This is a genomic window from Acinetobacter sp. CAU_H_78, from assembly GCF_058599365.1.
The window spans coordinates 2,365,099-2,384,068 of the sequence record NZ_CM178652.1; the positions used below are offsets into that span (position 1 = coordinate 2,365,099).

Here is an 18,970-nt window from a genome sequence, read left to right on the forward strand (position 1 = left end):
AACTGATAATCCTTAAAAGCTTAAGCAACCTGCTGATAACGATTCAGCGACAAGCCTTCAGTACTAATTTCAGGTGCTTGACCCAGTACCAAATCACTGATCAGCTTTCCTGAGCCACATGCCATGGTCCAGCCTAGCGTACCGTGTCCGGTATTCAGGAACAGATTGTTAAAGCGTGTCGGTCCAATAATTGGTGTGCTATCTGGAGTCATTGGACGTAAGCCGGTCCAGAAACTGGCCTGCGCCATGTCACCACCCGGGAACAGGTCACGAGTGACCATTTCCAAGGTTGCACGGCGATCTTCGTTCAAGCCCAAATTAAAGCCTGTCAACTCTGCCATACCACCGACACGGATCCGCTGATCAAAACGAGTCAATGCAATCTTGTAAGTTTCATCCAGCACAGTCGATTGTGGTGCATGAGTCTGATCCACAATTGGAATGGTCAATGAATAACCTTTGACTGGATACACCGGCAGATCCAGATGTAGCGGCTTCAGGAAATCACGGGAATAGCTGCCAAAAGCCAGCACATATTTATCTGCGGTCAATACCTGACCATTGACCAGTACACCTTTGATCTGGTCACCTTCAAACAGCAGTTTTTCAACCTGCTGGTTAAACTTGAATTGTACGCCCATGCCTTTGGCGTAATTGGCCAGTGCATTGGTAAACAGGTAGCAATCACCGGTTTCATCATTTGGCAGATGCAAACCACCTACTAGTTTATCTTTAGCTTCTGCCAGTGCCGGTTCAACTTTGGCTAGCTGCTCACGATCCAGCAACTCAAAATCCACGCCGGTTTCTTTCAGCACTTCGATATCACGTTGCACTGCGTCGAGCTGTGCTTCCTTACGGAAAATCTGCAAGGTTCCCTTAGAACGGTTTTCATAAGAAATGCCGATATCACGACGTAGATTACGTAAACAGTCACGGCTATATTCGGCGACCCGCACCATACGTTCTTTATTCACTGCATAATGTTGAGCATTACAGTTTTTCAGCATCTGGGCCATCCACTGTAACTGCCACAGACTACCATCAACATTAATCGCCAATGGTGCATGATGCTGGAACATCCATTTCACTGCTTTAAATGGAATGCCAGGTGCTGCCCATGGTGTCGAATAACCAGGAGAAATCTGGCCCGCATTACCAAAACTGGTTTCTTCAGCCGGACCTGCCTGACGGTCAAGGACAGTCACTTCTGCTCCCTGCTGCGCAAGATAGTAGGCACTTGTTACACCAATGACACCACCACCCAATACAATTACGCGCATGACATTACCCTCAATGACATTTATAGTTTATTTCACCAGTATATTTTTGGATCAATAGTGAATTTCACTGTTTTAAACTGATATATTCAGCAAATTCACTAGATTCTTCGCGTCATTTTTAAAAATTAAGGGAATAATAGATGCGCAAATTAGACCGCATTGATCGCATGATTTTAGATATCCTGCAGCGCGATGGACGCATTGCAATCAGTGAACTCGCTTCCCGGGTCAACCTCTCTACCACGCCTTGTTCCGAGCGGGTCAAGCGGCTAGAACGCGATGGAATCATCATGGGTTATCATGCCCGACTCAATCCGGAAAAGCTGGAAAAGAACCTGTTAGTGTTTCTGGAAATCAAACTTTCTGCCAAATCCGGTGATGTATTTGAACAGGTCGCGCGTGACTTAAGCGAAATTCCTGAAGTGCTGGAATGTCATCTCATCTCGGGAGATTTTGATTATCTGGTGAAAGCCCGCCTAAAGGAAATGAGTGCTTACCGGCGTCTGCTTGGGGATTTATTAAAAAAGCTCCCCTCTTCTGCTTCCTCACATAGTTATGTAGTGATGGAAGAAGTAAAGGAAAGTTCATATCTGGATGTAGGAATCTAATTCTGACAAGGGTTCAATTTGTAGACACAACAAAACCCCATAAGGGGCTTTGTTGTGAACCGTTTATCTGAATTAGATAAGTTTAAAGTAAAATTTTATTATTTATATGGATGATTATCTAAGACTAGGCAGGAATACGTAGTACTTGCCCCGGGAAAATATCATCGGCATTTTTCAGTAAAGGGCGATTTGCCTCGAAAATCTTATTGTACTGATTGGCATCACCATAAAACTCTTTCGAAATTTTAGATAAGGTATCACCCGATTTAACCGTATAGAACTTACTTTCAGGTTCCGGATTCGCCACAGTCAGCTGGTCATCCACTTTAGCGACATGATCAACATTTCCTACTGCTAAAATAATCTTTTCACGATCCGCCTGACTTTGTACCTGTCCGCGTACGGTTGCCAGATCTGAGGTTGAGTTATAGCTGATCGACAATCCTGTAATTGGCAGTCCTAGGCTTTTAACATGGCCTAATAATTTGTTCGCTATTTCCTGTGCAGAAGGTTCAGCCGATGCTGCTTTAGATGCAGCGGCAGGTGCCTGTTGAGTTGCTGCCGGTGTTTGTTGTGGCTCCGCAGCTGCAGTGTTCTTTTTACCAATGCCTTTTACAAAATCAAAAAGACCCATAGTGGACTCCATTCTTGTTATTCATCAGATCATTCTTATTTGTACAAGGAAAGCAGCAGATACAAAGTTAGTCATTGGTAAGCAAAAGGTTATCGATTGTAAAATCACCCTATATCTATTCTACAGGCACAAAAAAACCACCTTGCGGTGGTCTTTAGGTTCAGCAAAGCTGAAAATCAGCATTAACCAAGTTTTTTAGTAACATAGTCAATAGCAGATTGAACAGTCGTGATTTCGTTAGAATCTTCATCAGGAATAGTGATGTCGAAGTCATTTTCGAAAGACATAACAAGTTCAACTAGGTCTAGAGAGTCAGCACCTAAGTCATCCATGAAAGATGCTTCGTTTTTAATCTCTTCGACTTTGATACCAAGTTGTTCTGCAACCGCTTGTTTAACGCGTTGTTCGATATCGCTCACAGGAATTCTCCTCATTGCTTGTGGCGTTTTTAATGCCGTTAGTTTAATTGAATCTATAAAATTTGGAAAGTTAATACATGTGCCGTTTAGCTCATGTATAAACCACCATTAACGTGAATGACTGTACCTGTAATGTAACTGGCTTTGTCCGATGCCAGGAAACTTACGGCATTCGCGATATCTTGTGGGTCACCTAAACGGTTTAAAGCCACTTGATCACTCATTTTCTTGCGAATTTCTTCACTTAACTGTTCAGTCATTTCAGTCGCGATAAAGCCTGGTGCAACAGCATTGACTGTAATCTGACGACTACCCATTTCTTTAGCCAGACTGCGACCAAACGCCTCAATACCTGCTTTGGCAGCTGAATAGTTCGCCTGACCTGGGTTAGCAAAATGCGCCACCACAGAACTGATATTGATGATACGGCCGAAACGTGCCTTAGTCATACCTTTCAGCACACGTTTAGATAAACGATAAACGGCTTTCAGATGGATGTTTAAAATATCATCCCAGTCGTCTTCCGACATGCGTAATAACAGGTTGTCTTTGGTAATACCGGCATTATTCACCAGTACCAGCACAGGGCCATAGTTTTGCTCAATATCGCTGACCAGTGCATCAATCGCAGCACCATCACGTACATCTAGAACTTTACCGGCACCATTTTCAGCAAATTGTGCATTAAGTTTCTCTGCACCCGCTTCAGAAGTCGCAGTACCTACGACAAAATAACCGTCTTGAATTAATTGTTGTGCAATTGCAGCACCAATGCCGCGGCTTGCACCTGTCACCAAGGCAACTTTACGTTCCTGTGTCATGCAATTTTCCCTTCTGCCACCAATACGGTGTTCAACGCATCTTCCAGACGAGATTGAGTATCTAATGGAAGTGCTTTTTCGATATTCGGTAAACGTTTTGCCATATTGGCCAGTACATTACCTGGGCCACATTCTACAATGTACTCAACGCCTTCATCTTGAAGGAATTGTAGTGTTTTAGTCCATTGCACTGACTCATACAGCTGCTCAGTCAAAGCCTGACGAAGTTCAGTCACGTCCGCAGCTGCTTTTGCGCCTACATTTTGTAATACAGGTATGCGTGGCATCTCAATGGCAGTTTGTTCCAAAGCTGTTGCGAACTGCTCAGCGGCAGGTTTCATCAGTGAACAATGTGAAGGAACTGAAACTGGTAGTGCAATCGCTTTACCGCCATTTTCTTTGGCCAGTGCCATCACGGCTTCTACACGTTCTTTATTACCAGCAACTACGACTTGCCCCTGAGCATTATAGTTGGCTGCTTCAACTGAACCTTCACCTGCTGCTGTTGCTTGTGCACAAAGCTCGATCACTTTGGCATCATCCAGACCCAGAATCGCTGCCATTGCACCTACGCCTTGAGGTACAGCAGTTTGCATCAACTTACCACGCAGGTTCACCAGCTTGACTGCATCACCCAGACTTAAAGCACCCGCTGCAACTAACGCGCTGTATTCACCGAGTGAATGGCCCGCCATATATTTTGGTGCTACTCCACCCAGCTCTAACCATACACGCCATAAAGCGATTGATGCTGTTAATAGTACCGGTTGAGTAAATTCGGTTTGATCCAGACCTTCACCCGTCTGTGCAATCTGCCACAGATCAAAACCCACCGCTTCAGATGCTTCAGCAAATGTATCGCGGATACCACTAAACTGTTCTGCAAGTTCAGCGAGCATGCCGACTTTTTGCGAACCCTGACCTGGGAACACAAATGCAGTTTTAGTTGCTTGAGCTGCTTGTTCGAGTTGTTTAGCAGACATAAATAAAATCCTTTCATTCAAGAGGTGCGAATCTTTTCTTAGACCTAAAAGTTGGCCGATCAGATCACCTTACCCATTGTGGAGCGCAATTTAACACGTAATTTTGGCTTGGGTAATTGCCAAATACAACAAAAACCGCGACTTCACATGATGACCGCAAAACCTATGTATAAAATCAAGCATAAAAAAAGGGAGCTTAACGCTCCCATTTTTTCTACTAAGCTTTAACGCTTAATACATCATCAATTATTCAGCAGATGCTTTAGCGAATAATTGACGACCACGGTAGATACCATCTTTAGATACGTGGTGACGACGATGAGTTTCACCAGTAGTTTGGTCTACAGTTAATGCATTCTCAGTTAAAGCGTCATGTGAACGGCGCATGTCACGGCGAGAGCGACTTTTACGGTTTTGCTGAACGGCCATGATGGCTCCTTACAAATATCGAAAAAATGGATCAGAACAAATTCGATTGTCTTATACGCATGAGTATAACACAAAAATTAGTTAAGTTTACCCTTCAAAGCTGCCAAAACTTCAAACGGATTATCCCGTTTTTCTTCAACAACTTCTTCTGCGGCAGGTTGATGCTTATGCTCACAAACATCATGCTTAGGAGACAGCGGCATCAACAATAACAATTCATCTTCTATCAGTGCGAGCAAGTCAGCGGTGGCAGGTGCATCATATGAACCTTTCGTCGTTGCTTCACTTTCACCTAAGACGATGAAATCAGCATCCTCATCCAAGCGCTCTATCAGTGACTCATCATCCACAAGAGCTAGATGAAAATCTGAAACGAGTTCGATTTCAACAGTCTCCAGACAACGCTGGCATTCCATTGGAACTTTCGTTTCAACATGACCATCCAACCATGCAATGCGATGATAGGCATCCATTGATAGCTTACAGTCTATGTTAATCAATTGATCATCAATTGATCCAACAGCTTCACGAGCAATACGAACAAAGCGAGATAATGGCAGGTTTCCTGACCATACAAAGCCCTGTTCAGCCCATTTAAACGGCTCAATCTGTGCCGGAAAGGTATTTGCTGACATAATTAAGGCGGCAATTCTACAAATTCATCAGAACTCTGTCAAAGATTAAGATACAATTTTGTACTTATTTTTAGACAGACCAATTGGGTAATTTCAGTCATGCATCTGTTGCAGCCGCAAACAGAAGTGAATGTTTCATCACTCGTTAGCACACTTTCAACCTCCGATTCTGACAGCTCACTACAGCAAGTGCAACGCTTACCGTGGGCGAATTTATCCTCAGAAGCGGAACAGGTTGATTGGCTCATCTTACACTTTAATCACTGGTTTTCCCACCTAAATGTCACTTTAGTCCGTGGTGATTTTGAACCGGAGTATTTCCCGGCAACAAAAGATAGCCCTGCCCGGATCCAGTTTGCGCATGGCTTCTTTAATAGTGCTCTGCATGAAATCAGTCACTGGACTATTGCCGGTGACAAGCGCCGTCTGCTGCCAGATCTGGGCTACTGGTATGCGCCAGATGGCCGCACCAAGGAACAGCAGGCATTATTTGAGCAGGTCGAAATCAAGCCACAAGCGATTGAATGGATGTTCTCCAAAGCATTTGGCCGTAAGTTCCGTGTGTCTCTGGATAATTTAACCGGTGATGGTGGCGATGGTTCCAGCTTTAAAGATAATGTCTATACCCAGGTGCAACGCTATTTTAGTGGTGAAGCCAAACTGCCACGTGATGCCAAACGCTTCATTGATTGTATCTGTGTCTGCATCCGTGCGGGCAAAAGTTTACAATCTGATGAATTTCAACGTGAAATGCTTGATTAAATTACACAAATCTACCTGTTTGTTATTGTTACTTTATACAAAGGCATTTCATAATAAGTTTAAGGCAGGTTGGGAGGAATATTTATGCTGCATTTACGTGTACACCCGGATAATCCGCAAGCTCGTCTGATCAGTCAGGCGGTAGAACGTATTCGTGCCGGTGATGTTATAGTTTATCCGACCGATGCAGCCTATGCGATTGGCTGCCAGATTGGGAATAAACATGCGATGGAGCGAATCGCGCAGATTCGTGGTCTAGGCCCAAAGCACCAATATGCCATTATCTGCTGTGACTTATCCGATCTTGCGACTTATGCCAAAGTCGACAATGCTGTCTATCGTTTGCTGAAAAATAATACACCTGCTGTGACCACGTTTATTCTTCCGGCAACCAGCGAAGTGCCTAAACGTTTAATGCATCCGAAGAAAAAAACTATTGGTTTACGTATCCCGACCAATCCTGTGTGCCAGATGCTGCTGAAAGAACTCGGTGAACCGCTGCTAACTTCAACACTCATCCTACCAGACCAGACGGATCCTTTAGATGATCCTTATGACATTGAGATGCAACTCGGTAAGCGTATTGATGTGTTTATCGACAGTGGTCTAGGCACATTAAGTACGACTTCTATTGTAGATTTATCAGGAGATCAGCCTGAAGTGATCCGTCGTGGTGTTGGTGATGTCAGTGCTTTTGAATAAATAAAGCTGCTTCTAATGAAGTCTCAGAAGAAAATAAAATGGATTTGTTTTATATCCTCCTGAACCTGAATGAATTTCCTGCCGATCATCTGATCTATGCCGAATTGCCTTGGACACTGGAATCCAAGGCAATATCTATCGATAAAAATTCCAAGCCAGAATTAAATCTGAATATCAACAATATTGAATACGCATACTTTCTTGAGATCGCGATGGCAAGAAAACTTCTACAAGTTTATTCAACAAGCAATGTTTGTCTGGCAGCTACCTGCCAACGTATCATCGAATATGTATTGCGAGAGCAGAATTAAAATAACCTTATCACGCATGCCAAGATTTAATAGCTCGCTGCACGCTCCTGAGTAGATGTACTGACCGCTGGTGCAACCGAAGGAACCTGATTATTCAAACTTGGCATTGGGGGTAACGGATCACCTTCTTTATAATGTTTTAACTGCAAGAAGTTTGGACATTCCGACAGTTTTTGCTGATGAGTTGCCAGTTCAGCACCAAACCTGTTTTTGACTGAAACATGAAAAGTGATTTGATCCTCTTCAAGCACATTCAATAACGCAGTCCGGGCTGTGGATTCCATAGTCCTAAAAGAATCAATAGAATTACAGCTCATGGTTTTGACCATTGCAGTAACACCGTCGGGTAAATCTTTACCCGTATAAAGTGTATTACGCATATAGAAACGAATATGGGGATATTGATCCAGTACGCTAAAATCCAGTTTCATGGCCTGCATCACTGGTTTGGCCTGCTCAACAAAGCTGGAAAAGCCGCCAGACTTCAGATTGGTACGCATTTCATTTTCAAGCTGCATAAGCTGATATTGAGGATAGCCCCAGAATACTCCTAAGCCGATGACGCCGATTAACACAAGTATGATTGGCATTTTTATAATTAACCTGATCTATGGTTGTTATTTATCAATATTTTTTTGGCTACATTAGTTTATTTTTTAGGCGATAGATAACTGTTTTTTCTTATTTTTATCACATATTTCCTGATGAGTTTAAACTCAGTCACTATTTAATAGGAGCTGAGAATCTTTTAAAAATTCTCTATATGAAGTTACAGTTTCTTAAGCCACCCAGACTATATTGTATTTAATTTTAGCTAATATACTGTTTAATATCAGACTTGTGCGTTTTACCCAATTAAAAAAATAAAATTTCTCCTAAAATAAATATAGTTTTTTTGCTTTTGAATGCATATCTATTTTATTTAACGACAATTTTCCAGTACAATGCCAACTACTAAATTATGTGCTTTTTCTCCTGACAAGAGCTCGGGGAATAAGCCATTTCATGCCTTTGAAAATTCGCGTGGCTTATAATTGTAATGACTCAAATGCCCCATAACGCTATGGAATCTGCTCCAAACATCCGGGTTCTGGATGAATGGCAAAATACGATTCCAGAGGATCTGTATATTCCTCCAGCAGCGTTTGAAATTCTGTTAGAACATTTTGAAGGCCCCCTCGACTTTTTAATCTACCTGATCCAGAAAAATGGTTTTGACCTGTTACAGGTTGATATCGCGCCGATTGCCTCCCAATATCTGTCCTATATGGATGCGATGAAATCCCTGAATATTGAGCTAACCGCGGATTATATGGTGATGGCTGCTTTACTGGCCGATCTCAAATCCCGTTTATTGCTGCCTAAACCGAAAAGCGTGGCTGCGGTTGAACAGGATCCGAAACAGGATCTGATTGAGCGTCTGGAAAATTATTTACGGATTAAGCAAGCTGCGGAACGTCTGGGTCAGATGACGATTCTGGAACGTGATACCTTTCAGACCAATGTTCACTTAGGCGAGTTTATCCAGCCGAATGAAGGTCATAGTGCTGATCTGCTGCGTGATGCCTTGCTTTGTGTCTTTAACCGCCCTGAACCGGCCATTCATCAAGTACAACAGGAACCGGTATTACTGGAAGAACGGATTGCCTATATTGAAAGCTGTCTGGAATCCGGTGAAGTCTTGTCTTTTGATCATTTACTCAAGCCAAGTCAGGGACGCATGGGTGTAGTCGTGACCTTTATGGCCGTACTAGAACTTACCCGCCAGCAAAAAATTCAAATTATTGCCTCAGGCATTGAGGCACCGCTCGCAATTCAAGGAGCACACGCATGACCACAGAACACAATACCTCCTTGTCTGCGGAAGATAATCTGCATGAAATTCTGATGCAGCTGGAAGCGATTATTTTTGCCAGTGATTCCCCGGTTTCCTTAGCTCGACTGAAAGAAGCATTTCAGGATCGCTATAGTAAGCAGGAGCTGCGCCAGTATTTACAGCAACTTTCCATGCTGATGCATGGCCGTTCTATTGAACTGGTTGAAACTGTGCAAGGTTACCGTTTTCAAGTGCGTGTAAAATATCGTAATATTATTGCACAGACCTGGCCTGAGCGACCGACACGCCTGTCACCTTCATTACTGGAGATGCTTGCGGTGATTGCTTATCATCAGCCAGTGACCCGAGCTGATATTGAACAAATTCGTGGTGTCACGAATAACAGTCAGATTTTGCGTACGCTATTTGACTGGAACTGGATTAAAGAATCCGGCTTTCGTGAACTCCCTGGAAGACCTGCGTTGTTAGTGACAACGCCACAATTTTTAAATGCATTTGGCTTAAATTCTTTAGGCCAATTGCCTCCCCTGCAGGATGCCAAGGAAGCTTTTATGGCGCTCGATGCGAATGCACCGAAGTCATAAATAGGTGAACTGTTGAATAATTATTTCTAAGGTTATGCTGTCATGAGTGAAAAGTTGCAAAAGGTGCTTGCACGTGTTGGTTTGGGTTCTCGCCGTTATATGGAAGAAGTCATTGCCGCAGGTCGTGTGAGTGTGAATGGGCAGATTGCCCAAGTGGGTGAACGAATCGAACCAGGTGATGAGCTTCGCATCGATGGTCGTAAAGTGCAGTTCCAAATCGAAGACGAAATCCGTCGTCGTGTACTGATTTACTATAAGCCAGAAGGCGAAATCTGTTCACGTAATGATCCTGAACAGCGTCCAACAGTATTTGACAACCTGCCATCAATTCAAGGCGATCGCTGGGTAATGGTCGGCCGTCTGGATATTAACTCGACCGGTCTGTTACTGTTCACAAATGACGGTGAACTGGCAAATCGTTTAATGCACCCATCCAATGAAATCGAACGTGAATATGCGGTTCGTGTCATGGGTGAAGTAACTCCACAACTGAAAAACAACATGCTGAAAGGCGTGGTGCTAGATGATGGTCCTGCGAAGTTTGAATCATTCTCTGAACTGGGTGGTGACGGGATCAACCGTTGGTATCAAGTTGTCGTGAAAGAAGGTCGTAACCGTGAGGTTCGTCGTATCTTTGAATCACAAGGCCTGAAAGTCAGCCGCTTGCTACGTACCCGTTACGGTACCGTGATTCTGCCACGTGAACTTCGTACAGGTCGCTGGATTGAACTGGATAAACAGGATATCGACAACCTGACCAAATCAGTTGAGCTGAAACCGCGTCAAGGTACCGGCTTATTCGGCATGGCGAAACGTCGTAATGAACGTATGCAGGAAAAACCGATGGCAGCGCGCCGTGGTGGTTACCTGCGTCAGCAACGCCGTGATACCGATGAGCAGCAGCCGCAATACAACAGCCGTGAACGTCGCGATGATCAGGGCTTTGGTCGTCGTGAAAACCAGAATGGCACCCAGTTTGCACGTCGTGACAACCGTGAAGACAACCAGTTTGGTCGCCGCGAAAATCGTGAAGGCAATGCACCACGCGGTTTATATGGTGCGAATAAAGGCTTTAAAAAGTTCTAAGCTTTGAATAAGAGAGAGTCACTTCGGTGGCTCTTTTTTTTGCAAGAACAATAATAATGACTCAATTTTATCTATCCCTGGTCTTCTCAATAGAACCCGATATAAAAGGTGAGTATCTCCTTCCTATTTCCTGAAAGTGAATTCCCGTCATAAAAAATGCCCAGCAATGTGGACATTTTTTACTTCGTACTTTAGCAAGTTACTGCGGAATACCCTGTGGAATCGCACTTAACAAACGCTTGGTATAGTCGTGTTGTGGAGATTGATACAGATCATCTGAGTTGGCAATTTCCACCAAATCACCATGATTTAGCACCATGATCTGATCAGAAATATATTTCACCACTGATAAATCGTGTGAAATAAAGATATAACTCAGACCAAATTCATCCTGCAAATCCTGCAATAGATTCAACACCTGTGCCTGTACGGATACATCCAGTGCTGACACCGATTCATCACAGATCAGAATCTCAGGCTTTAAAGTTAGACAACGTGCAATCGCGATCCGCTGACGCTGACCACCTGAAAACTCATGTGGATAACGATAGAAGGCCTGAGCCGGTAAGCTGACCCTTTCCAGTAAATCGAGTGCCATCTGTTTACGTTCTGCGTCATCTTTACCGATATGATGAATCTGCATCGGCTCCATCAGGATTTGTCCCACGGTAAAACGCGGATTCAGCGAAGCATACGGATTCTGGAAAATGATCTGGATTTTACGTTGATAGGCCGTAAACTCTTTTTCCGTCATCGACAAGATATCTTTGCCCTGAAACAGCGCCTTGCCGCCTGTGGCCTGCTGTAGACGCATCAAAAGCAAACCAATCGTGGTTTTACCAGAACCTGATTCACCAACCAGCCCTAAGGTTTTGCCTTTAGCCAGCTGAAAAGACACCCCTTTCACGGCCTGAAATTCATCTTTGCCAAATAGGCCTTTACGGCTATAGAAGGATTTTTTCAGATCACGTACATCGAGAATGATCTCTTCATTACCTTTTAGACCACGAGAACGTTCCTTTTGTGGCGGAGCGTTCGCATGCAGGTCATGCGCCAGACTATCCTGTTTCATAAAGTCGCTAATCACCGGCAAACGCAAAGGACGGTGCGACAGCTGTGGACGGCAATGCAACAAGGCTTGGGTATAAATATCCTGAGGATTGTTCAGGACTTCTGTCACCGAACCTTGCTCACGAATCTCGCCATAACGCATTACAATGACCTGATCCGCAATTTCACCAACTACCGCTAAGTCATGGCTGATGAATAACATCGACATTTGACGGCGCTGACGCAGGGATTCAAGCAGGTCCAGAATCTGTTTCTGGATAGTCACATCTAGTGCTGTCGTTGGCTCATCGGCAATCAAGAGCTTCGGCTCACAGGCAATTGCCATCGCAATCATGACCCGTTGCTGCTGTCCACCAGACAACTGACTCGGATAAGCATCAATCTTAGTTTCTGGAGAAGGAATACCGACTTCCTGCAAAAGTTCCAGTGTTCTTTGACGGGCCTGCTTTTTATTCATACCCAAATGCAGACGTAGAATTTCCGAAATCTGCATCCCCACGGTAAATACTGGATTCAATGAAGACATTGGCTCCTGGAAGATCATGGCAATTTCTTTGCCACAGATCTGACGCATTTCACTCGACTTGAGTTTTAGCAAATCACGCCCTTCAAACAGAATCTGACTGTCTTCAGCGACCTTCGAGTTCTCAGGTGCTAATAGTCCCATCACTGCTAATGAAGTCACAGATTTACCACTTCCGGATTCGCCAACTAACGCCACTGTGGTATTGGCCGGAATTTCAAATGAAATTCCTTTGACCGTTTCCACATACTGTTTATTTTCACCTTTAAAACTGACGCGTAGGTTGTCTACGCGAAGTAACGCGGGTGCTGTGCTTAGATTCATTTCAGACATCGCTGCGCTCCTATTTCAGTTTTGGATCTAATGCATCACGTAATGCATCAGTAAACATTGAGAAAGCTGTCACCAGTACCGCCATCGCCACCGATGCCGCAGTCAACTGCCACCATTTACCTAAAATCAGCTCGCTTTGTGCTTCATTCAGCATACTACCCCATGACACTACCCCAATCGGTACGCCAAAGCCTAAGAAGCTCAGAATCACTTCGGACTTGATAAAGGCCACTGCAAGAATGGACATTTGAACCAAAGCGATATGGCTGACATTCGGGAAAATATGCACGAAGATACGGCGCATATTGCTTACCCCAATGGCTTTAGCCGCCAGTACATATTCACGCGCAGTATGCTTCATATATTCAGCACGAACCAAACGGAACACCCCGGTCCAGCCAGTCAGACCCAAAATCAGGATAATCGATAAAATCCCTTTTTGTTGCAGTACTGCTGCAATCGCTAACACCAGCAACAGATAAGGAATCGAAGTAAAAATATTATAGAACCAGTTCAGCACATCATCGACCCAGCCACCGAAATAGCCAGCAATCGCACCCAGTACAGTACCAATCACCACCGCAACCAGCGCAGCAATCAGGCCAACCAAGATCGAAGTTTCTGCACCTTTAATGGTTTTTAGTAATACATCCTGACCCCATTTATCCGCACCAAAGAACAGGCTTTGCTTTAATTCACTGCTCTGATCCAGTAACTGACCCCCTAATTCCTGATCAATGGCTTTCATATCTTCAGCCAGCGGATCAACTACACCATAATAATCAATCGCACCTACACCCTGTTCAGCAGCAATTTCTGCTTCCAGTTCGGCAATCACATCTTTTAAAGGATCGACTGGATTAACTGGCACTGCGGCAGATTCAGTACTTTGATCTTCACCTGCCGCTCCAGGCACAGACGGTGTATAGATAAAACTTGGAGGTGCATAACTCACCGCTACTTCTTTATTCCAGTCCTTGGCAATCATACCGGTCATGGAAAGCAGAAGCATCAGCAGATAAAACAGCACCACAAATAGAGAGAACATCGCAATACGGTCACGTTTCAGACGACGCAACGCCAGCTGCCATAATCCGGTTGAAGCAGACTCAGGCACTGCTGAAGCATGTTGCTCTTTTTTAAATATCGCACTCAGCATAATTCACCTACTTCAACTGTACACGTGGATCGACCCATTTATAGATCAGATCGGCAATCAGGTTAAATAACATGGTCGCAGCCGCAACATAGACCGTAATCGCTTTAATTACCGGAAAGTCAGAACGTTCAACTGCGATAATCACTTCACGGCCAATGCCAGGAATACCGAAGAAACGTTCAATCAGGAAAGCACCGATCAGTAAAGCCGGAAGTCCCGCCATGACATCAGTAATGATTGGAATCGAAGCATTGCGCAGTACGTGCACGCCCAGAATGCGGCTTTCGCCCAGACCTTTGGCACGTGCGGTACGGACATAATCCTGATTGACTTCATCCAGAACAAAACTGCGGTAGAGACGTAAAGTCGGTGCAATACTCACCACCAGCATGATTAATACTGGCAATAGTGCATATTTGAATAAATTTTCAGTAAAGTTATCGCTCCAGCCCTGTACCGGGAACCAGCTCAGTTCATAAGCCAAGACGTACTGGAATACGATGATATAGACCAGAATACTGATCGACATACCGATGGTACACAGCATCATGATCATGCGGTCAGTCAGCGAACCACGCACTGAAGCTACCCCGAGCGCCAGAATGATTGAAACAATCGTTTGCAGGATAGTCAGTGGAATCAGAATGGTCAGTGACGGCCCCAAGCGGGTAGTAATAATCTGTGATACCGATTCTCCGGTACTCCAGCTCACGCCATAATCAAAGGTCAAAATCTGCTGGATAAAAATCCACAGTTGTACGTAATAGGGCTGATCGACCCCGAGCTGCTGACGGATGTTTTCAATCTGCTCAGCATTGGCCATTTTACCGGCCAGGATATAGGCCGGATCTCCCCCGACCCAGTTAAATAACAGGAAAATCAGCAGAATCACCCCCAGCATGGTGGGGATCATTTGCCAAATCCTTCGAATAATATATGCCAGCATCACTTTCCTTCCTTGACTTAATGTCCTGAAATTTCATTAAAGAAAGCTTTGCTGTCCGGTTCGCGGCCCAGAAAATCTTTAACCATCTGATCGCCCGGTTTTTGTCCGCCTTGTGCCAGTACAGTCTCACGATAATGCATGCCGACTTTCGGATCCATCAGATGATCACCATAAGCAGACAACATATCGAGTGCCAGCACTTCAGACCACATATAGCTGTAATAACCCGCCTGATAGCCACCCATCAAATGTCCGAACTGACCCGGGAATTGCTGACCTGGAACAGAACCCAACGCAGTTTTACTTTCCATATCCTGCCAGAGTTTTAATGGATCAATACTTTTCGCATCTTTACCGTGCAGGGCCATGTCGTACTGAGCATATAAAGTCTGACGGGCATAATGCAGGCCGCGACCATAATTTTTCACATTCTTTAAGCGCTCGGTCATGGCTTCATCGACACGAGGACAAGCAGGTTCACAGTAATCCGCTACTTTAGATAAAGTCTCGAAACGGCGCGCCCACTCTTCATACATTTGCGAAGGTGCTTCAACAAAGTCACGCTCTACCGATGTACCTGACTGCTCGGTATAACGAGTCTTCGATAAAATTCCATGCAGCGCATGACCCATTTCATGTACAAAAGTTTCCAGCTCATTACTGTTCAGACCTTTACGGTTGAAGTTGGTCACCAAAACAGAGACCGGACGGCGATGATTTAAACGACTACCACCATAAACGCCCCAGACTGCAGCGTGGCCATATTTGCCTTCACGTGGGTATTTATCAACATATAGTCCGCCCATAAACTCACCAGTAGCTTTGTCATGCACGGCATAGTATTCAACTTCATCGTGCCAGGCTTTGACTTTTACCGGCTTGAATTCAATTCCATATAAATCGGAAGATACGGCAAATAACCATTTTTGAGCCGCTTCAGTCGGGAAATAATCACGCAGTTTTTCCTGATCCACTTTGTATTTAGCCTGACGCAGTTTTTCACTCCAGTAGCCTTGGCTCCAGCGCTCAATCTCTGCTTTTTCCAGCGGAATTTTTAAGGTTTCTGCCTTGAACTGACGTAATTCTTCAACATCCTGCTTTTCTAATGGTGCAACTTTGGCATAAACCTCATCCAGAAAACTATTGACTGCTTCTGGGGTTTTGGCCATGCGATCTTTTAAGGCAACATAAGCATAGCTGTCTTTATCGAATAGCTGGGCCAGTTCATAACGCAGATCAATGGCCTTTTTCATGTATTCGAGATTTTTCTCGGTACCACGACGGGTATAGGCAGTCTGATAGCGTTTACGTGCTTCATCACTCTCTGCCAGCTCCATAAATGGCTGATATTCCGGATAGTCAAAGCCGAGCAGATAATTGCCCTTTTCATTTTTCTTTAGACCGGCGATATAGCTCGCAGGTAAACCTTTCAGTTCCGCAGCAGTGAATTCAACTTTTTCAGGATTATCACGTACATTCTTGGAATAGTCCTGCCCCAGTTTGGTACTTTCTTCAATAATTTCCTTCAGACGCTTCTGTTTCTCTGCGCTGAGTTGTACCCCCGTTTTTTCAAACTGATTCAGAATATCTTTCAGGAATTTTTCATCGACCGGATCTGTGGCTTTCAGTTTCTTGAACTGGGCATACAGTTTTGGACTCTGATACATGGAAGTCAGGTATTTACTGATTTTCAGTTCACAGTCATCTGCCGCCTGACGCAAGGCTGGATCAGGATCAACATTACTATATAGACCGATTGGCGAAACAAAATCACCGATCGATGCCTGCAATGTATCCCAAGCTGCCAGATAAGGACGGGCTTCAGCCTTATTTTTGATTTTCTGGCTTTCAAATTTCTGGATATCTTTTTGCATTTTATCCAGATTGGCATCGCACAATGCCGGAATTTCTGCAGCCTTGAATAAAGGCAAAAGCTGGGTTTGGGTCTCTGCCATGACGGTTTGAGATCCCCCGATCATCGCCAGACAGAGTGTGGTAAATTTCAAGTGTTTTAATGTCATCATCATCTCCAGCTTTTTCTTACTTTTTAGTATCAATATCGATATACATCCATTCTGTAGACAGAATCGGATGGGACTTGTGTCCAACAACATGAGGTTGCGCTAATGCATTACGGTAGGTGCTATACAGCATCATGGTTGGCATATTGACCTCTAGAATACGGGTCATTTTGCGATAAACCAGATCCCGTTCAGGACCCGGTGGCATGCTCTGACTCTGTTCATATAAACGGTCATATTCCGCATGCTTGAAACAGGCATTATTGGTGACATTGACGTTTTTGCCATAGAACAGCTGCATGAAGTTGTCAGCATCCGGATAATCGGCAATCCATGCAGAGCTTTTAAACATGGTTTTACATTGCTTTTCCAGCTTAATGCCTTCAGCAAATGGCATGGCCTTACTGGTCAGTTTGATATGAATATTATCTAGGGTCTTTTTCCAGAATTCGCCCTGTTGCTGACCACGACTGGTATTGGCCGTAATCAGTTCAATCACCAGAGGTTTGCCTTCAGGAGTTCTCCGCCAGCCATCCGCACCGATCTTGTAGTTATAGCGATCCAGCAACATGTTGGCTGCCTTGACCGAATATGGCGTACTGGTTTTATAAGCGGGTGAATAGCCTGCAACTCCTGGCGGAATAGGCATGTGCAGTTTTGCGCCATCTCCTTTTAGTAATACGCTAATCATGTTTTCAACAGAAAAAGCCATTGCCATCGCACGACGTAAGGCTATTTTTTCTGGCGTAAAGCCACCCACCACCGGGTCTTGCATATTCCAGTAATGGTAGTTAATCGATGGCTCCAACATGCGTGAAAGCTTGATGCCTTGCTTGACCAGCTCAGGTTTTAACTTGTCACCATCCAATGCCTGCACGACCAGATCGCCGTCGATTTCCACCAGATCCAGTTCATTTTTCTTAAATGACAACATCCGTGATTGTGCTTCTTCAATGATACGCACATCAATGGTGCCGATTTGAGGCATTTTTTTGCCCTGCATCGCACTGACAATCGCCTGGTCTCCTGCACTATTGGCTTTATAATTCCAGACAAAACCACGATAAGCCGGATTTGGCTTTAAGATAATGCGTGATCCCGGTGTCCAGCGACTAAGTACATAAGGCCCTGTACCGACCGGCTTACTCATCACCCAGCCAGCTTTGTCTTTGTACTTTTCAATGACTTCGCGTGCCACTGCGGCAGCCGGACCGTGTGCCAGCAACATCGGAAAGTTCTGATCCGGATTATTCAGCTTGAGTACCAGCGTATAGCGGTCTGGAGTCTGAATGCCTTCAAATGGATTTTCATAGACTTTGCCATTTTTTTTCGCCATGGCTGTCCAAGCTTCCAGCCCTTTGATCCGGCCATCCAGCAACCAGCTATTTGGTGAATTAAGCTTTGGATCTAAGAGACGCTTTAGAGAATAGGCATAGTCATAGGCAGTCAGTTCACGTTTTTTACCGCCAAAGACCGGATCATCTGCAAAGTAAATGCCCTTTTTAACTTTAATCGTATAAGTCAAACCGTCTGCACTGACTTGAGGCATATCTACCGCAGTTAATGGCACCAGTTTCGCTGGTGAGGCCAGATAATCATAGGTATATAAGGTTTCGAAAATCGCCGAGTTAATCTTGGCAGAATAACGGTCATGGATATAACCGGGATCAAAACCGGTTTCAGCCGCGGGAAAGACCGTTTTTAAGACTTTATTCGGATTGGCGGGATTGGCAGCCCATGTGGGTGCAGCACCTGCCATCATTAAACTGGCTATTAAAACCCCACTGGCCAGCTTTTTTAAAGCGTTTGTATTCACATTCATACTG

20 protein-coding genes are annotated in these 18,970 nt (G+C 44.4%); 7 read left to right on the plus strand and 13 right to left on the minus strand.

The genetic code is table 11. From position 1 onward, the window contains the following. Positions 1 to 20 precede the first annotated feature (20 nt). Positions 21 to 1,280, minus strand: a complete 1,260-nt coding sequence (locus AC4MCD_RS11260) for a D-amino acid dehydrogenase (RefSeq protein WP_125278766.1) — start codon at positions 1,278 to 1,280, stop codon at positions 21 to 23. 140 nt (positions 1,281 to 1,420) lie between these two features. Here AC4MCD_RS11260 and AC4MCD_RS11265 point away from each other — a divergent pair, with 140 nt between their 5' ends. Then, entirely contained in the window at positions 1,421 to 1,888 is a 468-nt protein-coding gene (locus AC4MCD_RS11265) for an Lrp/AsnC ligand binding domain-containing protein (protein ID WP_004783295.1), read from the plus strand. Between the two features lie 124 nt (positions 1,889 to 2,012). Here AC4MCD_RS11265 and lysM read toward each other — a convergent pair whose 3' ends face one another. The 6 genes from lysM to AC4MCD_RS11295 form a co-directional block, all read right to left on the minus strand. Further along, a complete protein-coding gene (gene lysM, locus AC4MCD_RS11270; protein WP_419374999.1) occupies positions 2,013 to 2,522 on the minus strand; it encodes a peptidoglycan-binding protein LysM in 510 nt (169 codons plus the stop codon). Positions 2,523 to 2,704: 182 nt separating this feature from the next. After that, entirely contained in the window at positions 2,705 to 2,941 is a 237-nt protein-coding gene (gene acpP / locus AC4MCD_RS11275; protein WP_004783299.1) for an acyl carrier protein, read from the minus strand. Between the two features lie 86 nt (positions 2,942 to 3,027). Continuing rightward, on the minus strand, positions 3,028 to 3,762 hold the full coding sequence (gene fabG / locus AC4MCD_RS11280) for a 3-oxoacyl-ACP reductase FabG (RefSeq protein WP_004783301.1): 735 nt from the start codon (positions 3,760 to 3,762) through the stop codon (positions 3,028 to 3,030). Next, positions 3,759 to 4,745 carry an ACP S-malonyltransferase gene (gene fabD, locus AC4MCD_RS11285; protein ID WP_175966821.1) on the minus strand — a complete coding sequence of 329 codons (987 nt, stop codon included), beginning with the start codon at positions 4,743 to 4,745 and terminating at the stop codon, positions 3,759 to 3,761. The genes fabG and fabD overlap by 4 nt, the downstream gene beginning before the upstream one ends. Before the next feature lie 246 nt (positions 4,746 to 4,991). Further along, positions 4,992 to 5,174 carry a 50S ribosomal protein L32 gene (rpmF, locus tag AC4MCD_RS11290; RefSeq protein WP_004783304.1) on the minus strand — a complete coding sequence of 61 codons (183 nt, stop codon included), beginning with the start codon at positions 5,172 to 5,174 and terminating at the stop codon, positions 4,992 to 4,994. A gap of 77 nt (positions 5,175 to 5,251) precedes the next feature. After that, positions 5,252 to 5,809, minus strand: a complete 558-nt coding sequence (locus tag AC4MCD_RS11295) for a YceD family protein (RefSeq protein WP_180070283.1) — start codon at positions 5,807 to 5,809, stop codon at positions 5,252 to 5,254. 99 nt (positions 5,810 to 5,908) lie between these two features. Between AC4MCD_RS11295 and AC4MCD_RS11300 the strand changes: the two genes are divergently transcribed. The 3 genes from AC4MCD_RS11300 (at position 5,909) to AC4MCD_RS11310 (ending at position 7,584) form a co-directional block, all read left to right on the plus strand. Next, positions 5,909 to 6,571, plus strand: coding sequence for an elongation factor P hydroxylase (locus tag AC4MCD_RS11300; RefSeq protein WP_180047969.1), 663 nt, complete (start codon positions 5,909 to 5,911; stop codon positions 6,569 to 6,571). Between the two features lie 84 nt (positions 6,572 to 6,655). Further along, positions 6,656 to 7,273, plus strand: a complete 618-nt coding sequence (locus AC4MCD_RS11305; RefSeq protein WP_491876126.1) for an L-threonylcarbamoyladenylate synthase — start codon at positions 6,656 to 6,658, stop codon at positions 7,271 to 7,273. 38 nt (positions 7,274 to 7,311) lie between these two features. Further along, the gene (locus tag AC4MCD_RS11310; protein WP_491876127.1) at positions 7,312 to 7,584 is read left to right on the plus strand and encodes a hypothetical protein; all 273 of its coding nucleotides are present in this window, start codon (positions 7,312 to 7,314) and stop codon (positions 7,582 to 7,584) included. 26 nt (positions 7,585 to 7,610) lie between these two features. On the opposite strand, the gene AC4MCD_RS11315 is transcribed toward AC4MCD_RS11310, so the two are convergent. Continuing rightward, positions 7,611 to 8,174 (minus strand): hypothetical protein, encoded by a 564-nt coding sequence (locus AC4MCD_RS11315; RefSeq protein ID WP_125278774.1) that lies wholly within the window; start codon positions 8,172 to 8,174, stop codon positions 7,611 to 7,613. Positions 8,175 to 8,623: 449 nt separating this feature from the next. On the opposite strand from AC4MCD_RS11315, the gene AC4MCD_RS11320 reads away from it, so the two are divergent. From AC4MCD_RS11320 to rluB, 3 genes are read left to right on the plus strand one after another with little or no spacing between them, the layout of a single operon-like run. Further along, complete coding sequence (locus AC4MCD_RS11320) at positions 8,624 to 9,418, plus strand: segregation and condensation protein A (RefSeq protein WP_491876128.1); 795 nt, start codon at positions 8,624 to 8,626, stop codon at positions 9,416 to 9,418. Further along, positions 9,415 to 10,005, plus strand: a complete 591-nt coding sequence (gene scpB, locus AC4MCD_RS11325) for an SMC-Scp complex subunit ScpB (RefSeq protein ID WP_262738821.1) — start codon at positions 9,415 to 9,417, stop codon at positions 10,003 to 10,005. The genes AC4MCD_RS11320 and scpB overlap by 4 nt, the downstream gene beginning before the upstream one ends. 42 nt (positions 10,006 to 10,047) lie before the next feature. Further along, positions 10,048 to 11,091 (plus strand): 23S rRNA pseudouridine(2605) synthase RluB, encoded by a 1,044-nt coding sequence (gene rluB, locus AC4MCD_RS11330; RefSeq protein WP_208462122.1) that lies wholly within the window; start codon positions 10,048 to 10,050, stop codon positions 11,089 to 11,091. 199 nt (positions 11,092 to 11,290) lie between these two features. On the opposite strand, the gene AC4MCD_RS11335 is transcribed toward rluB, so the two are convergent. Genes AC4MCD_RS11335 through AC4MCD_RS11355 form a run of 5 tightly spaced genes read right to left on the minus strand, consistent with a single transcriptional unit; the run spans position 11,291 to position 18,966 of the window. After that, positions 11,291 to 13,018 (minus strand): ABC transporter ATP-binding protein, encoded by a 1,728-nt coding sequence (locus AC4MCD_RS11335; protein WP_491876129.1) that lies wholly within the window; start codon positions 13,016 to 13,018, stop codon positions 11,291 to 11,293. A 10-nt stretch (positions 13,019 to 13,028) separates the two neighbouring features. After that, a complete protein-coding gene (locus tag AC4MCD_RS11340; protein WP_491876130.1) occupies positions 13,029 to 14,177 on the minus strand; it encodes an ABC transporter permease in 1,149 nt (382 codons plus the stop codon). A gap of 7 nt (positions 14,178 to 14,184) precedes the next feature. Further along, positions 14,185 to 15,123 carry an ABC transporter permease gene (locus AC4MCD_RS11345; RefSeq protein ID WP_004783323.1) on the minus strand — a complete coding sequence of 313 codons (939 nt, stop codon included), beginning with the start codon at positions 15,121 to 15,123 and terminating at the stop codon, positions 14,185 to 14,187. Positions 15,124 to 15,140: 17 nt separating this feature from the next. Then, positions 15,141 to 17,144: a M3 family metallopeptidase gene (locus tag AC4MCD_RS11350; RefSeq protein WP_004783325.1), complete on the minus strand. Its 2,004-nt coding sequence runs from the start codon at positions 17,142 to 17,144 to the stop codon at positions 15,141 to 15,143. A gap of 19 nt (positions 17,145 to 17,163) precedes the next feature. Next, complete coding sequence (locus AC4MCD_RS11355) at positions 17,164 to 18,966, minus strand: ABC transporter substrate-binding protein (protein ID WP_491876131.1); 1,803 nt, start codon at positions 18,964 to 18,966, stop codon at positions 17,164 to 17,166. Positions 18,967 to 18,970 lie beyond the last annotated feature (4 nt).

Coding starts and splice junctions, on each gene's coding strand:
- AC4MCD_RS11260 (WP_125278766.1), bottom strand. CDS start 1,280: ATGCGCGTAATTGTATTGGGTGGTGGTGTCATTGGTGTAACAAGTGCC.
- AC4MCD_RS11265 (WP_004783295.1), top strand. CDS start 1,421: ATGCGCAAATTAGACCGCATTGATCGCATGATTTTAGATATCCTGCAG.
- lysM (WP_419374999.1), bottom strand. CDS start 2,522: ATGGGTCTTTTTGATTTTGTAAAAGGCATTGGTAAAAAGAACACTGCA.
- fabG (WP_004783301.1), bottom strand. CDS start 3,762: ATGACACAGGAACGTAAAGTTGCCTTGGTGACAGGTGCAAGCCGCGGC.
- fabD (WP_175966821.1), bottom strand. CDS start 4,745: ATGTCTGCTAAACAACTCGAACAAGCAGCTCAAGCAACTAAAACTGCA.
- rpmF (WP_004783304.1), bottom strand. CDS start 5,174: ATGGCCGTTCAGCAAAACCGTAAAAGTCGCTCTCGCCGTGACATGCGC.
- AC4MCD_RS11295 (WP_180070283.1), bottom strand. CDS start 5,809: ATGTCAGCAAATACCTTTCCGGCACAGATTGAGCCGTTTAAATGGGCT.
- AC4MCD_RS11300 (WP_180047969.1), top strand. CDS start 5,909: ATGCATCTGTTGCAGCCGCAAACAGAAGTGAATGTTTCATCACTCGTT.
- AC4MCD_RS11305 (WP_491876126.1), top strand. CDS start 6,656: ATGCTGCATTTACGTGTACACCCGGATAATCCGCAAGCTCGTCTGATC.
- AC4MCD_RS11310 (WP_491876127.1), top strand. CDS start 7,312: ATGGATTTGTTTTATATCCTCCTGAACCTGAATGAATTTCCTGCCGAT.
- AC4MCD_RS11315 (WP_125278774.1), bottom strand. CDS start 8,174: ATGCCAATCATACTTGTGTTAATCGGCGTCATCGGCTTAGGAGTATTC.
- AC4MCD_RS11320 (WP_491876128.1), top strand. CDS start 8,624: ATGACTCAAATGCCCCATAACGCTATGGAATCTGCTCCAAACATCCGG.
- scpB (WP_262738821.1), top strand. CDS start 9,415: ATGACCACAGAACACAATACCTCCTTGTCTGCGGAAGATAATCTGCAT.
- rluB (WP_208462122.1), top strand. CDS start 10,048: ATGAGTGAAAAGTTGCAAAAGGTGCTTGCACGTGTTGGTTTGGGTTCT.
- AC4MCD_RS11335 (WP_491876129.1), bottom strand. CDS start 13,018: ATGTCTGAAATGAATCTAAGCACAGCACCCGCGTTACTTCGCGTAGAC.
- AC4MCD_RS11340 (WP_491876130.1), bottom strand. CDS start 14,177: ATGCTGAGTGCGATATTTAAAAAAGAGCAACATGCTTCAGCAGTGCCT.
- AC4MCD_RS11345 (WP_004783323.1), bottom strand. CDS start 15,123: ATGCTGGCATATATTATTCGAAGGATTTGGCAAATGATCCCCACCATG.
- AC4MCD_RS11350 (WP_004783325.1), bottom strand. CDS start 17,144: ATGACATTAAAACACTTGAAATTTACCACACTCTGTCTGGCGATGATC.
- AC4MCD_RS11355 (WP_491876131.1), bottom strand. CDS start 18,966: ATGAATGTGAATACAAACGCTTTAAAAAAGCTGGCCAGTGGGGTTTTA.